Origin of the sequence: Sphingobium sp. AP49 (assembly GCF_000281715.2) — a bacterium.
Taxonomy (GTDB): domain Bacteria; phylum Pseudomonadota; class Alphaproteobacteria; order Sphingomonadales; family Sphingomonadaceae; genus Sphingobium.
Genome location: NZ_CP124576.1, coordinates 1081176 through 1095156 on the forward strand (window position 1 = coordinate 1081176; position 13981 = coordinate 1095156).

A 13981-nucleotide genomic window follows, 5' to 3' on the forward strand; every position below is an offset into this window, starting at 1 on the left:
GAAGATTATGGAACAGAAACGGCGCGGGTAGGAAAGGGGGCGGCGGTGAAGAGGGGGGGGCGTGGATGGCCTGGAAGGAATCCATCCCCGTCATTGCGAGCGTAGCGAAGCAATCCATCTCGCGCTGGTGGATTGCTTCGCTACGCTCGCAATGACGATATTGGGTTTTGACGGCTAACGACCGAGGCTGTGTAAAAACATCTCATCGCAAGCGAAATGAGCACCATCTGAATCCGGGTGGTCGCCTTGCCGCACGAAAAGAATCCGGCGCGGGCAATCTCCGAATCAATCGTGCGCCGTTGGGCCGCGCGTTCGCGTTTTTACACAGCCTCGACCAGAAAGTGTCATAGGCCGGAACGCCTCTAAATTCACAAAGCGGAACTAGGCCGACCTTCGTGGCCCTCCAAAGAACCCACGAAGGGCAAGCGAGCGAATGCTTTCTCCTCGATCAGCGGCCCGCCTTAAACGCTCAATCGTACGTCGCCGAATGAATAGGTCTGGATAGTGCTTCCTGAGAGAGCGGCAACAATCGAATGAGGGCTTTTCCCCGGCCATCAATCCCCGTTTCATTACTCTCATCGTCGATACGTAGCGTTGAGCATGTATCGCAGAATAAGGCCCCAGTCTTTTACGCCGTATCGAAAATGCTGCCTGCCACCAAATTTGGTAATCGGGGCAACATGGATCGAGAAAAGATTGCATTCCGCGTTTCTAAGGGCGGCTTTGTCAAAAATCCATGAACAAAGCGGACCGTCTGAAAGCCACCCAACGCCGCCATCCCGGCGGCATATTCTGGATAGCTTCAGCCTCGCGCGATGCTTGTGAGATGATCGAGCAGGGCGTCGCCATTGGCGGTCCAGGTGAAGCGCAGGGCGGCGGCGCGGACGGCTTCGCGCTCGGGCGGGTCGGCGAGCAGGTCGGCGATCGCTTCGGCCAGGGCTTCGGCTTCGCGCTCGACGATCTTGCCGGCTTCCGGGCGGTCGAGCAGTTCGCGGGCACCGCCGACATCGGTGATGACGATCGGCGTGCCGCAGGCGAGCGATTCCACCCAGGCATTGGCGAGCCCTTCGGATTGCGACGGCAGCGCCATCACGTCGGCGGCGGCGTACAGGCGGGGCAAGCGGTCGTGCGGCACCGACCCGAGGAAGCCGATGCGCCGTTCGACACCCAGTTCCTGCGCCAGATTTTCGAGCGCGCGGCGATATTGCCCCTGGCCGGCGAGCAGCAGGGTGAAGCCGGGCAATTGCGGCAGGGCGCGGACGAGAATATCCTGGCCCTTGCGCGGGATGAGTGCGCCGACGCAGAGGATGAGCGGCCCTTCAAAGCCGAGCGCGGCCTTGGCCTGGTCGCGGTCGCCAATTTCAAACCGGTCGAGGTCCACGCCGGTATAATGGACCCGGATCTTGTCGGTATCGATACCCATCCGGCCCATGGAGCGGCGCATCGCGGCCGATACGGCGAGCAGGCCGGCGGCGCCGTCAGCGGCGCGCTTCACCATCTTCTTCGTGCCGCGCTGCGTGCCCCAATGATGAATGTCGGCGCCGCGTGCCTTGACCGAATAGGGGATGCCGAGCGCCTTTGACAGGCGTTGGGCCACCGGACCGTCGGGGAAGAAGAAGCTGGCGTCGATGACGTCGAACGGGGTCTGGGCGTGCAGCCGTTTCACCAGCGGCAGGATGGCGCGGGTCATGGTGTAGACATTGGTGCGGCCGCCGAATTTCGGGATGATCGGGAAGGTCGGCCGATAGACGGTCAGATCCTTCCACCGTTCCTTGGCCGGCAGGGCGCGCAGCGGGGCATAGCGGCCGGCGCGCGACAGCGGCCAGGGCGGCATGCCGAGCGGTGCGACGACCGTGACGCTGACGTCGGGGCGGCTCGCCAGTTCGCGTGCCTGCCGTTCGACGAAGACGCCGAAATTGGGCCGGCTCATGTCGGGAAAGAGGGTGGAAAGCATGAGGACGTTCAGCGTCACGGGGTCCCTCTCTACTTTATTCTGATGAAGCGAGGCTTAGGCATGGCGGCGGCGCTTGGCTATAGCCGTCGGACGAGTTGCACCGCCACTGCGCCCCAGGGCGGGTCGGTCAGCACCTGTTGCCGGGCGCCATGGCCAAGTGGCAGGATCTGCAGTCGATCGCCCTCACGCCCGATCAAGCGGCCGAACAGGAAGCGGCCGGCGGGGCGGGGGAAAAGGACGTCGCGGTTCAGGGCGCTGGCAAAATCCGCCGGCGCGATGCGGCGGCACCAGATGGCGTCGCCGCTGCGATAGTCGCCGATGCTGGCCTGGACCTGGATACCGACCATGGCGTCGGCGGGTACCGGCGGCGGGAAGGACAGGGAGCGGACCGGCGCGCGGGCGCCTTCGGGGCCGAGCAGCGCGGCCACCGGCACCTCGCTCTGGCCGGGCAGGGCAACCAGTTCGGCGCTAGTGACGCCGAGCGCATCGGCGATACGGTTGAGCCATTTGACCGATACCGTGCGGGTACCGGTTTCGAGCCGGCCGATCGTCTGGGCGGTGGTGGGCGGCGTACAGAGCAGGCCCACCTGTTCCAGGGTCAGGCCCTTGGCCTTGCGGACCTCGCGGATGCGGGTGATCATGGCAGCCTCATTTGATAACCTATTTGGTTTCCTCTTTCCTACATATTATCCCTCGTGGCAAGCCCCGCTCTCCCACCCATCTGCCAGGAGATGCCGCCATGGCCGCCCATCATGTCGACCGGATGATTGAAGATCCCGCAGGCCAGATGCAGGCGGTGAAAGTGCATCTGGGCGAATCGCCGCTCGGCTGGCTGCATGCGCGCGGCCATGTGAGCGACCGGCAACTAGCGGCGGGGGAGAGGCTGCGCTGCGACTGGGAGCGGGCAGGACTGGGCGCGCGGGTGACGATGCGCTGGGACGGGGCGCCATGCGAACGGCAGCGGGGTCGGACGGGGGCGATGCCTGACCCCAGTGCCGCGCAACTGTCGGCGCGCGATCGGTTCGACGGCGCGGTGCGGGCGGCGGGGCCGGGACTGGCCGATATATTGTGGCGGGTGGTGTGCGCCGGCGAGGGGCTGGGGCCAGCCGAACGGGCGCTGGGCTGGCCCAGTCGCGCGGGCAAGCTGGTGCTGGGGCTGGCGCTCGACCGGGTGGCGGACTGGTATCGGGTGGGGTGAGGCCGCGTGGGGTCAGGCGAGGAAGCCGGCACCGAGCAGCAGCAGCAGCTTCACATCCATCGCGAAACCTTCTGTGCGCCAGGCGGCGATCTGTTGCGGCAGCGCGGCGAGGGGGATGCGGTGGACGCGGATATCCTCGCTGTCGACGCCGCCGCCCTCGCCGGTCTTCACCAGATCATGGGCGCGGAACAGGGTGAAGCTTTCCGAGACCATGCCGGGCGAGCTGAAAAATTCGCCGAGCGATTCAAGGCGGCCGGGGAGATAGCCGGTTTCCTCCTCCAACTCGCGGCTGGCGGCCAGGCTGGCGTCCTCGCCGGCGTCATGATCGCCGACCAGGCCGGCGGGCAGTTCGATGCAGCGCTGGCCGAGCGGCACGCGATACTGGTCTACCAGCAGCACATGGCGGCCGTCCGCATCCTCGTCGATCGCCAGGATGACGGCAGCGCGGATGCCCCGCGCGCGGCCGACATATTCCCATTTGCCGCGCTTCTTCGCGCTGATGAAGCGCCCGGTCCACATGGTTTCCTCGGGCGCATTCCAGTCATTGTCGCTCATAATTCGATCAGTCTGTCCGGTAGTTCGTTGATGTCGTCGGCGGCACGGGGGAAGTGCGGCGCCAGGATCGCGCCGACCCGGCCAACGGCCAGGGCCAGGCCTTCGCCCGGCCGGTTGTCGCGCACCGCATCGATCAGCAGCGCCATCGCCTCGCCCCAGGCTTCGGGCGTGACCTTGTCATTGATCGCCTTGTCGGCGACGATTTCGGCGCGATGCTCGTCGAGCGAGAGATAGATGAGGACGCCGGTGCGACCGGCGGTACGGGCCTCGGCGGCGGCGCGGAACAGCAATATGGCGCGGCGCCGGACTCGACGCGCCTTGGTCGCGCGCGGGGTGAGCGCCATGCGGAGCGGCATGATCGCGAGGAGGTAGCGCACGACCAGGAAATCGAGGATGAGGTCGCCGAGCAATATGGTCAGCATCTTCCAGTCGGCGACCTGATGGTCCCAGTCGCCCATCAGCCGGCCGGCCAGGTCGCGCAGATGTTCCGGAAAGAAGGCGAAGAAGGCGAGAGCGACGAACACGGTACCGATCGCCCAGTGCAGGCCGACATCATGATAGGCGTCGGAACGGCGCGCGACGATCGGCACGATCTCGCCCGATGTCTGCTTTTCCGCCTCCCTGACGGCGGCCGAGACCAGGGCATGATCGCCTTCGCTGAACTGTACCTGCATCACCAATCCCCCGAAGCGCCGCCGCCGCCGAAGCTGCCGCCACCGCCGGAAAATCCGCCGCCGCCGCTGCCCCAGCCACCACCTCCGCCGCCCCAGCCCGAACCGCCACCGCTGCCGCAGCCCCCGTCGGACGGACCCCAGATGATCACCGGGCCGGCGCCACCGCGAAAGCGGCGACCGCGACCGCCGCGGCTGGCGAACATCGAGATGGCGACGATGACGATCACGATGAGCCAGAAGACCAGCATCACGGCGCCGCCGGCGTTGGAATCGTCGCGTGCGGCGGCGGCAACCTTCTGCGCATAGGCGCGGGCTTCCTCGGGCGGCAGGGTCATCAGCTTGCCGATGGCGTCGGCGCCGGCGTCGATACCGCCGGGCATGTCCCCGGCCTTGAAGCGCGGGGTGATGTCATGGCGAATGATCTGGGACGAGACGGCGTCGGTCAATATGCCTTCCAGCCCATAGCCGACCTCGATCCGTATCTTGCGCTCGGACGGGGCGACGATCAGCAGGGCGCCGTCATTCTGCGCCTTGCTGCCGATCCCCCAGGCCCGGCCCAGGCGATAGCCATAATCGCTGATGTCATAGCCCTGGAGATCGGGGATGGTGGCGACAACCAACTGACGCCCGCTCTGCTGGTTGAGTGCGGCCAGCTTGGCGGTCAACGCCTGTTCCTGCTGCGGCGAGAGCAGGTTGGCGTCATCGACCACCTGGCCGGTCAGCTTGGGGAAGGTCTGTGCCTGCGCCGCCGGCATGAAGGCCAGCAGCGCAAGGACCAGCAGCATAAAGCGAAGCATCTTCATGCAGCGACCTTCCGAACGGGGCGATGTTCCAGCACGCCGATCATGGCGCCCGAACCGGCGAGAATCGCGGATTGCGGATCGCCGGCCCTGAAATGCGGCATCATCATGTGGCGGATGATCTGGTCGCACACCTCGTCCTTCATCACCGTCTCCAGGCCCTTGCCTACTTCAATGCGGACCTTGCGCTCGGTCGGTGCAACGAGAAGCAACAGGCCGTCATTGCGCTCCTTGCTGCCCAGTGCCCAATTGCGCGCAAGCCGGAGCGAATAATCGTCGATCGCCTCGCCATCGAGGGAGGGCGTCGTGGCGATCACCATCTGCACGCCAGTCTGGCGTTCCAGTCTGGCGAGGCGGGCGGTCAGGGCCGTGGCCGTCGTGGCATCAAGCAAGCCTGCCTTGTCCACCACGCGGCCCGTCAGTTCCAAGGCTGGCTTGGCCGTATCTGCTGCGGCCCCGCTGCATGCGGCAAGCAAGGGCAACAGGACCAGCAGCAGGCGCCTTATCATCGTCTTCGGCTCAGTTGCCGAAGTCGACCTTGGGCGCTTCTTCCGCGCCGGGCGTGACCGCCTGGAACGGAGCCATCGGCTTGGCGCCGTGGATCAGCTTGGCGCCGATCGCGTCGGGGAAGGTGCGGATGCGGGTATTATAGGCCTGCACCGCTTCGTTATAATCGCGGATCGAGACGGCGATGCGGTTTTCCGTGCCTTCCAGCTGCGACTGGAGTTGCAGGAAATTCTCGTTGGTCTTGAGGTCGGGATAGGCCTCGACCGAGGCGAGCAGGCGGCCAAGCCCCTGGCTGAGCTGCGCCTGTGCGGCCTGATATTGCGCGACCTTGGCCGGATCGGACAGGTCGGTGGCATTGATCTGGATCGAGGTCGCCTTGGCACGCGCCTCTGTGACGGCGGTCAGGGTCGCCTGTTCCTGCTTGCCCGCCGCCTTGACGGTGGCGACGAGGTTTCCGGTGAGGTTGGCGCGGCGCTGATATTGCGCCTGGACGTCGGCCCATTTGGCCTTGGCATTTTCCTCGGCTGTGGGGACGCTGTTGATGCCGCAGGCCGAGAGCGCAAGTGCGCCCATGACCGGCAGCATAAGGCGGGAAAGGCGACGCAGGAGCAGCATGGAACATCCTCGGCTTTGTTTCGCTGTCCGAAATAGGGCGTTGTCGGATGCCGTGCAACGGGCCATGCAGAGTTTATCGAAGGCAGTATAAGAGGTTTGATTATGGGGCTGATTACCGAGTTCAAGACTTTCATCAATCGCGGCAACGTCATGGACCTGGCGGTGGGCGTGATCATCGGCGGCGCATTCGCGACCATCACCAAGTCGCTGACCGATGACCTGATCATGCCGGTGATCGGTTATGTTTTCGGCGGTGCGGACTTTTCCCGCTACTTCGTCCGGCTGGGCGAGTTGCCGGCCGGATTCAAGGGCAATCCGGAAAGCTATGCCGACCTCAAGGCGGCCGGTGTCGCCATGTTCGGCTGGGGCCAGTTCCTGACCGTCCTCGTCAACTTCATCATCCTCGCTTTCGTCATCTTCCTGCTGATGAAGTTCGTGAACAAGCTGCTGGCCAAGCCGGTGGAAGAGGCTGCGCCCGCCGCAACGCCCGAGGACATCATGTTGCTGCGCGAGATCCGCGACTCGCTGAAAAAATAGGCGCCGTTGCGACGAACGGAGCGCGTCGCCGGAACCATAACGGACCCGACCAGTTGATCGGCGTCAGGGCCTGGAATGGTGATATGCCGGCCAGGCTCCGTGCCAAGAAAGTCTGCCCCAGGGGGCGCAACAGGAGAAAACGCCGTGAAAACCTTCGTCACAGTGCTTGGCCTTGCCAGCATGGTTGCGCTCGCCGCGTGCGATTCCAAGCAGGAAAACAAGGTCGAGAACGTATACGAGAATCAGGCGGACGCTCTCGACAATCAGGCCGCTAACATGGAGGCGATGGCCGACAACCTGTCTGGCAATGCCGAAAACGCCGCCGAAAATGCAGCCGACGCGCTGGAGAACAAGGCGGCGGCCACGCGGGAGGCGGGTGATGCTGCGGCCGACGCGGTGGAAAAAAAGCAGCATTGATCGAGCGCACCAGCTGCGCTGACAAGGGCGCCGCGATCCTTCGCGGCGCCCTTTTTTCATGGTCCGGGCGCCTTTAACGCCCCCTTAACCACGCCCCGCCATGGTGCTGCTGCGCGCAGCCAAGGGTCTGGGAATGGACGATCTACTTCAGGAATTCATATCCGAAACGCAGGAAACCCTGGAGGCGCTGGCCGGCGAAGTCGTCGCCTGGGAGGCTGACCCCGGGGATAGTACGCGGCTGGATGCCATTTTCCGGTTCTTTCACACGGTGAAGGGTAGCTGCGGCTTCCTCAATCTGCCGCGATTCGAGCGGCTGAGCCATGCGGCCGAGGATGTTCTGTCGGACATCCGTGCCGGGCAGCGGCAGGCCGACCCTGCCACCGTCAGCGCGGTTCTGGCGATCATGGACCGGATCGGCGAACTGGCGGAGGCGGTCGCGATGGGCACCGCGTTGCCGAACGAGAATGACGATTATCTGATCGGCGCGCTCAGCCAGCGCGAGGAAGGCGCGGTCGAGGCCGTTGCCCCGCCCGTCGCCGTCGCGCGCCAGGGCCATGGACAGGCGCTGCGGACCATCCGCCTGCCACTGTCGCTGATCGACCAGTTGATGAACGGCGTGTCGGACATGGTGCTGGCGCGCAATGAGCTGTCGCGCAAGCTGCGCGATCGGTCGGCCGATCCCGAACTCGACAGCGCGTTCGAGCGGCTGTCCACCTGTGTCGCGGACATGCGCGACGTGATTTCCAAGACGCGCATGCAGCGGGTCGAGCGGTTGTTTGCCGCGATGCCGCGCATGGTTCGCGACCTGAGCCGCGATCTTGGCAAGCGCATCGACCTGGACCTGGAAGGCGGCGACGTCGAAATGGACCGCGAGATGGTGGAGATGGTCGTCGACCCGCTGACCCACATCGTGCGCAACAGTATCGATCATGGCATCGAAACGCCCGAACGGCGTCGTGCACTGGGCAAGCCTGAAGCAGGGCGACTGCGATTGGAGGCGCGCCAGTCGGGCAATCAGATCGTGATCGAGATCAGCGACGATGGCGCGGGCATCGATACCGCGCGGCTGGTCGAAAAGGCGATCCTGGCCGGGCGACTGAAGCCCGATGCCGCTGCGCGCCTGACCGAGCAGGAGCGGCTGGACCTGATTTTCCAACCCGGTCTTTCCACCGCCGCCAAGGTGACGGCCGTGTCCGGACGCGGCGTTGGCATGGATGTGGTGCGGGCCAATGTCGAGCGGATAGGCGGGGTGATCGCGCTCGACAACTGGCCGGGCAAGGGGTTGCACATCACGCTGCGCGTGCCGTTGACGCTGACGATCATTCCCGGCCTCATCGTCCGCGCTGGGGGCCTGCACTTTGCCATTCCGCGCGCTGCGGTGGTGGAAATATTGCACGACAATAACGAGATGCTGCAGATCGCCGACGTGGGTGGCGCGAAGATCGCGACGATCCGGTCGGTGCGCCATTCGATGATCGAACTGGAAGATGTGCTGGGCATGGCCAGGCCCGAGCAAGCGGGGCCACGCGCGATCATGGTGGTGCGTTCCGCGACCGGTGTGCCCTATGCCATGGGCGTGTCGGCGGTCGAAAATCATGAGGAACTGGTGATCCGGCCGGCTTCGCCGCTGGTGATGGCGAGCGGTGTCTATGCGGGCATGACCCTGCCCGACAACGGCAAGCCGATGCTGCTGCTCGACGCTGCCGGCCTGGCCAATGCCGCGCGCCTGCCCAACATCATCGATGATCGTGCCAGCCGAATCCAGGATGACACCGCCGATGCGGATGCCGGCGTGGAAATGGTGGCGGCGCTGCGTTTCGAGGAATTGTCGGGTCAGCGGCGGCTGCTGCGCCTGTCCCTGATCGAACGGGTCGAGGATATCGACGCGGGCCTGTTCGGTCGTTCGGGCGGCCAGGCGTTCGTCAGGCTGGACGGCCGCCTGATCCCGGTTGCCAATGGTCTTCACAGTTTCGAGCAGGACAAGGTCTGTGCGCTGCGGCTGCGTGATGGCCAGCAGGAGACATGTTATCCGGTCGCGGCGGTGCTGGATATCGTGCAGATGCCGCTGGTACCGGACATGGTCGCCATGCACGGCATGCTGAGCGGCGTCGCCGTGGTCGATGGCGAGCATCTGGAAGTGGTCAACCCCTTCGCCCTCTTCGCCGCCTTGCCGCAAGAGCCCATTGCCCCGCGCATGCGCGGACGCTGCCTGCTGGCCGACAGCGACGATGGCTGGACGCGCGAGATTCTGGCGCCGTTGTTGCGGCAGGCCGGTCATGAGGTCGTGCTGGGTCTGCCGGGCGAAGCCGTCGATGTGCAGGACATCGTGTTATGCACGGGTGTGGATGCGGTCCAGGCGGCTGAAATCATGGGATGCCGGGTCGTTCATCTGCGTGCGACCCCGCGATCGCAGGGGCCGCAGGATGCCAGCATCTATCGGTATGATCAGGACGCGCTGATGGCTGCCCTTGGCAGCGCGCGGGCATAGGGGAACAGGCATGGATCAGCTCTATTTGCTGGCGACGCTCGCGGGTACGCGGATCGCGGTCGATACCGGGGAGGTGGAGGCCGTGGTCAAGCTGACCGATATCTCGCCCGTACCGGGCATGGGCGCCCATGTCGCGGGCCTGTCCGCACTGCGCAGTCGCGTCCTCACCATCATCGACGTCGCGGCGCTGATCCATGGCGCGGCGACCCCGGTGGACCGTCGCGGCCTGGCGATCATCGCCGATATCAGCGGGCACAGCTATGGCCTGATGGTCGATGCCGTGTCGGACATCTGCCATGTCCCGGAGGGTGAATTGCCGCTCCGCGGTCAGATCGATGCCGCCTGGGCACCATTTGCAAGGGGCATCGTCGAGCATGACGCGCAACCCTATCTGCTCGTGTCGCTGGCCGGCTTCATCGAAGCCGGTGCTTTGGCCCAGGCGGCCTGATCAACTCGCCGTGTCGTTTACCATTTCCTCGGCTTTGCCATTTAGGCCTGTGCACCCGGCACGTAAAAATCAAAGGGACGCTTCATGAAGAACTGCCTGGTCGTCGATGATTCCAAGGTCATCCGCAAAGTCGCGCGCCATATATTGGAATCGCTGGACCTGACCGTCAGCGAGGCGGTGGATGGGCAGGATGCCCTGACCCAGTGCGAAACATCGCTGCCCGACGTCGTGCTGCTGGACTGGAACATGCCGGTCATGACCGGCATGGAGTTCCTCCAGGCGCTATCGACCGCGAAGCTTGCCGCGCGTCCCAAGATCATTTTCTGCACCACCGAAAACGGGATCGGCCATATCAAGGCCGCTGTCGAAGCGGGTGCCGACGAATATGTCATGAAGCCTTTCGATCGCGAAACGCTGGAAAGCAAGCTGGCGATCGTCGGGGTCATCTAGGCCACGCCCGTCCCCGTCGGGGCGCCATCCGCCATTTCCCAGTCCGTTCGCGCAGAAAGCCTTCAATGACCGCCATCGTGCCGACCATGGCCAGCCACAGGAGCGACACCCTATCGGTGCGTACGCTGGTGGTGGATGATTCCGTGGTGGTGCGTACCGTTATCGAACGCATCCTGAACAGCGACCCCGCCTTCACGGTGGTGCACAAGACCAACAGCGCGGAAAATGCCCTCGAATATCTGGCCGGCCATGCCGTCGACCTGGTGCTGCTGGATATCGAGCTGCCCGGGCAGAGCGGTCTTGCCGCGCTGCCGGCGATCCTCAAGGCCAATCCATACGCGAAGGTCGCCATTCTGTCCGCGCGCTGCGAGGAAGGGAGTGCCGCCGCGATCGAGGCACTGGCCTTGGGCGCGCGCGACATCGTGTCCAAGCCGGGCAGCGGCAGTTTCGGCGATCAGTTTCCCCAGGCCCTGATCGAACGGCTCAACCGGCTTTTTGGCAGCGATGCCCCGGTGATGCCACCGCCACGCCCGTCATGCGACGCGCCCGTGCCCCAGGCGATCGAGCCGCTCGCCTGCCTGGGCATTGGTGCTTCGACCGGCGGCATTCATGCGCTCAGCCAGCTTTTCAATGGCCTGTCCGCCCCCTTGGGCGTACCCATATTGCTGACGCAGCACCTGCCCGTCAGCTTTACCGGTTATTTCGCGCAGCAATTGGCACGGATGACCAGCCTGCGCGTCAAGGTGGCGGAAAGCGGCGATCTGCTGGTGCCTGATACGGTGTTCGTTGCGCCTGGCGATGCCAGTGTGCGCCTGCGTCGCGGCCTGCGGGGGCGGGTATCGATCGTGCTGGATCCCGAACGGACGCCGTCGGGCAATCTGCCCGGCGTCGACCCGATGTTCTCCGCCATGGCCGAAGTCTTTGGCGCCGGTGCCGCAGGCGTCGTGCTGACCGGCATGGGGCGCGACGGCACATTGGGTGCCCGCGACATCGTGGCGGCAGGCGGCTGGATCGTGGCGCAGGATGAGGCGAGCAGCGTCGTGTGGGGGATGCCGGGATCGGTCGCCAGCGCGGGCCTGACCTGCGGCCTGGTCGAACCCCATGCGATCATGGATTTTGTCGCGCGACGCGGAAAGGTGAACGGCTGATGGCATTACCTCCTGCCCGGATTGCCTCCGGGGCGGCCCGCATCCTGTCGGGGCTGCTCGAATCCCGGACGGGTCAGGTGCTGTCCGAAGGTCGCGCCTGGCGCATGGAAACGGCGCTCAAGCCGGTGCTGCGCGACCATGGCTTCAAGGATATCGATGAACTGGCGGGCAAGCTGGTGCGCAGCCGCGATCCGCGGCTGGACGAAGATGTCGTCAACGCACTGCTCAACAATGAAAGCAGTTTCTTCCGCGACCTGCAGATGTTCGACATGATCCATCGGCAGATCCTGCCGCGCATTCAGGCCGAACGCGATGACCGGACGCTGCGGATATGGAGTGCGGGCTGCTCCACCGGGCAGGAAGCCTATTCGCTGGCGATCCGCCTGAGCAATGATCTGGCGCGCTGGAGCGGCTGGCGGATCGAGATATTGGCGACGGATATTTCCACGTCCGCGATCGACCAGGCCAAGACGGGCATCTTCACCCAAATGGACGTGCAGCGCGGCTTGCCTATCGGCGACCTCATCAAATGGTTCGAGCCTGCGGGCGACGACTGGCGTGCCAGTCCCGACCTGCGGCGCATGATCGATTTTCGGCAGGACAATCTGTTCGATTCCCATGTGCCCCATGGTCAATATGATCTGCTGCTGTGCCGCAATGTCCTGCTCTATTTTTCGCCGGAGCGGCGGCAGGAGGTGTTCAACCTGCTGGCACGGCATAGCCATGAACGCTCGATCCTGATGCTGGGGGCGGGCGAAACCGTGATCGGCCAGAGCGAGGATTTCATGCCGCATCCCGAATTCCGGGGCAGCTATGCGCGCAAGGGGACGATGCCGGTGGGCGCCGGCGGGCCGATGCGTCGCACGGGTTGACCGCAATCCCCGCCTGTCGGCGGGCAGGGGCCTTCACCAAGCTTGATTGATCCGCCGGTCTCGGCCATTGTCCCGACATGGCGGTTTTGCGCCGCGACCGGGGCCGGAAAAGGGCGCGAGACTAGAAAGCTTTTGGTGACTGGCCTTTCCCGATGACCGACATTCCCATGATCGAAACGCCGTCACCCAATTTCGACGAGCGCAGCCTGCCTGTCACCATGCTGGTGCTGCACTATACCGGCATGCCGGACGCGGCTAGCGCCATCAACTGGCTGGCCAATCCCGAATCCAAGGTGTCGGCCCATTATGTCGTGACCGAGGATGGCCAGATCATCCGCATGGTCGGCGAGGACAAGCGGGCCTGGCATGCCGGCCGGTCGCACTGGCGGGGGATCGACGATGTCAATTCCGCCAGCATCGGCATCGAGATCGTCAATCCCGGGCATGAATGGGGCTATCGTCCTTTCCCCGAGGCGCAGATGGGCAGCCTGATCCCGCTGATCCACGACATCGTCCAGCGGCATCGCATCACCCGCGGCAATATCGTCGGCCACAGCGACATCGCCCCTGCACGCAAGCAGGATCCGGGTGAGCTGTTCCCCTGGGGCCAACTCGCCCGTCTGCGACTGGCGTTGCCGCGTCCGACCAAAAATCTGATGGACCCGCATTGGACCGACAGCGGCTTCATGCTGGCGCTCGAACGGTTCGGCTATGACATCGCCGAACCGCAGCCGGCGGTGGTCGCGTTCCAGCGCCGGTTTCGCCCCGAACTGATCGACGGCATCGTCGATGGCGAGTGCCGGGCGATCCTGCTGGCATTGCTGCTGCCCAAGCCGACAGGGGATGACTGACCGGTTCGACCTGTGTATAGGCGTGCCCACCAGAGGGTCGGGCGACCGCGGCGTGGCGGGTAACTGCCACGGCGAGGAAAGTCCGGGCTCCACGAAATGACGGTGCCGGCTAACGGCCGGCTGGAGTGATCCAAGGGACAGTGCAACAGAAAGCAGGTCGCCCAGTCTTCGGACTAAGCCTTCGGGCGGGCGAAATTGAAAGGGTGCGGTAAGAGCGCACCGCGTCTGCGGCAACGCAAGACGGCACGGTAAACCCCACCGGGAGCAAGACCGAATAGGGGCGGCGCGCAGCTTGTCTGCTAGGCTGATTTCGGCTGAGACCGCCCGGGTTGGTTGCTTGAGGGCCGGAGCAATCCGGTCCCTAGAGGAATGGTCGCCTAACCCTTCGGGGTGGACAAAACCCGGCTTATAGACCCTCTGGTATTTCCCCTGTTGCGAGACTATCGCAATAGCCGGTCTGTTTGGGG

At 64.8% G+C, this 13981-nt stretch carries 16 protein-coding genes and 1 other RNA gene; 10 read left to right on the forward strand and 7 right to left on the reverse strand.

The window, feature by feature from the left end:
* Nucleotides 1–802 precede the first annotated feature (802 nt).
* On the reverse strand, nt 803–1972 hold the full coding sequence (locus tag PMI04_RS05205; RefSeq protein WP_007713934.1) for a glycosyltransferase: 1170 nt from the start codon (nt 1970–1972) through the stop codon (nt 803–805).
* Between the two features lie 59 nt (nt 1973–2031).
* The gene (locus PMI04_RS05210) at nt 2032–2595 is read right to left on the reverse strand and encodes a helix-turn-helix transcriptional regulator (protein ID WP_007713926.1); all 564 of its coding nucleotides are present in this window, start codon (nt 2593–2595) and stop codon (nt 2032–2034) included.
* 98 nt (nt 2596–2693) lie between these two features.
* On the opposite strand from PMI04_RS05210, the gene PMI04_RS05215 reads away from it, so the two are divergent.
* Nucleotides 2694–3152, forward strand: a complete 459-nt coding sequence (locus PMI04_RS05215) for a DUF6456 domain-containing protein (RefSeq protein WP_007713924.1) — start codon at nt 2694–2696, stop codon at nt 3150–3152.
* A gap of 12 nt (nt 3153–3164) precedes the next feature.
* On the opposite strand, the gene PMI04_RS05220 is transcribed toward PMI04_RS05215, so the two are convergent.
* From PMI04_RS05220 to PMI04_RS05240, 5 genes are read right to left on the reverse strand one after another with little or no spacing between them, the layout of a single operon-like run.
* On the reverse strand, nt 3165–3707 hold the full coding sequence (locus PMI04_RS05220) for an NUDIX hydrolase (RefSeq protein WP_007713921.1): 543 nt from the start codon (nt 3705–3707) through the stop codon (nt 3165–3167).
* The gene (locus tag PMI04_RS05225; protein WP_007713919.1) at nt 3704–4381 is read right to left on the reverse strand and encodes a hypothetical protein; all 678 of its coding nucleotides are present in this window, start codon (nt 4379–4381) and stop codon (nt 3704–3706) included. The genes PMI04_RS05220 and PMI04_RS05225 overlap by 4 nt, the downstream gene beginning before the upstream one ends.
* Nucleotides 4381–5178 (reverse strand): YgcG family protein, encoded by a 798-nt coding sequence (locus PMI04_RS05230; RefSeq protein ID WP_037487172.1) that lies wholly within the window; start codon nt 5176–5178, stop codon nt 4381–4383. Before PMI04_RS05230 ends, PMI04_RS05225 begins: the two co-directional genes overlap by 1 nt.
* Before the next feature lie 2 nt (nt 5179–5180).
* The gene (locus PMI04_RS05235) at nt 5181–5690 is read right to left on the reverse strand and encodes a TPM domain-containing protein (protein ID WP_007713915.1); all 510 of its coding nucleotides are present in this window, start codon (nt 5688–5690) and stop codon (nt 5181–5183) included.
* Between the two features lie 10 nt (nt 5691–5700).
* Entirely contained in the window at nt 5701–6303 is a 603-nt protein-coding gene (locus PMI04_RS05240; RefSeq protein WP_007713913.1) for a LemA family protein, read from the reverse strand.
* 102 nt (nt 6304–6405) lie between these two features.
* On the opposite strand from PMI04_RS05240, the gene mscL reads away from it, so the two are divergent.
* From mscL to rnpB, 9 genes are all read left to right on the forward strand, one after another.
* A complete protein-coding gene (gene mscL, locus PMI04_RS05245) occupies nt 6406–6840 on the forward strand; it encodes a large conductance mechanosensitive channel protein MscL (RefSeq protein WP_007713912.1) in 435 nt (144 codons plus the stop codon).
* Nucleotides 6841–6984: 144 nt separating this feature from the next.
* On the forward strand, nt 6985–7257 hold the full coding sequence (locus tag PMI04_RS05250; protein WP_007713911.1) for a hypothetical protein: 273 nt from the start codon (nt 6985–6987) through the stop codon (nt 7255–7257).
* A gap of 133 nt (nt 7258–7390) precedes the next feature.
* Nucleotides 7391–9745 (forward strand): chemotaxis protein CheW, encoded by a 2355-nt coding sequence (locus tag PMI04_RS05255; protein WP_037487167.1) that lies wholly within the window; start codon nt 7391–7393, stop codon nt 9743–9745.
* A gap of 10 nt (nt 9746–9755) precedes the next feature.
* A complete protein-coding gene (locus tag PMI04_RS05260) occupies nt 9756–10193 on the forward strand; it encodes a chemotaxis protein CheW (RefSeq protein ID WP_007713906.1) in 438 nt (145 codons plus the stop codon).
* 84 nt (nt 10194–10277) lie between these two features.
* The gene (locus tag PMI04_RS05265; RefSeq protein ID WP_007713904.1) at nt 10278–10643 is read left to right on the forward strand and encodes a response regulator; all 366 of its coding nucleotides are present in this window, start codon (nt 10278–10280) and stop codon (nt 10641–10643) included.
* A gap of 65 nt (nt 10644–10708) precedes the next feature.
* Nucleotides 10709–11791: a chemotaxis protein CheB gene (locus tag PMI04_RS05270; RefSeq protein ID WP_007713903.1), complete on the forward strand. Its 1083-nt coding sequence runs from the start codon at nt 10709–10711 to the stop codon at nt 11789–11791.
* Nucleotides 11791–12663: a protein-glutamate O-methyltransferase CheR gene (locus PMI04_RS05275; protein WP_007713901.1), complete on the forward strand. Its 873-nt coding sequence runs from the start codon at nt 11791–11793 to the stop codon at nt 12661–12663. The genes PMI04_RS05270 and PMI04_RS05275 overlap by 1 nt, the downstream gene beginning before the upstream one ends.
* Before the next feature lie 152 nt (nt 12664–12815).
* Nucleotides 12816–13514 carry an N-acetylmuramoyl-L-alanine amidase gene (locus PMI04_RS05280; RefSeq protein ID WP_007713898.1) on the forward strand — a complete coding sequence of 233 codons (699 nt, stop codon included), beginning with the start codon at nt 12816–12818 and terminating at the stop codon, nt 13512–13514.
* 29 nt (nt 13515–13543) lie between these two features.
* An RNA gene (gene rnpB / locus PMI04_RS05285) (RNase P RNA component class A) lies at nt 13544–13939 on the forward strand.
* Nucleotides 13940–13981 lie beyond the last annotated feature (42 nt).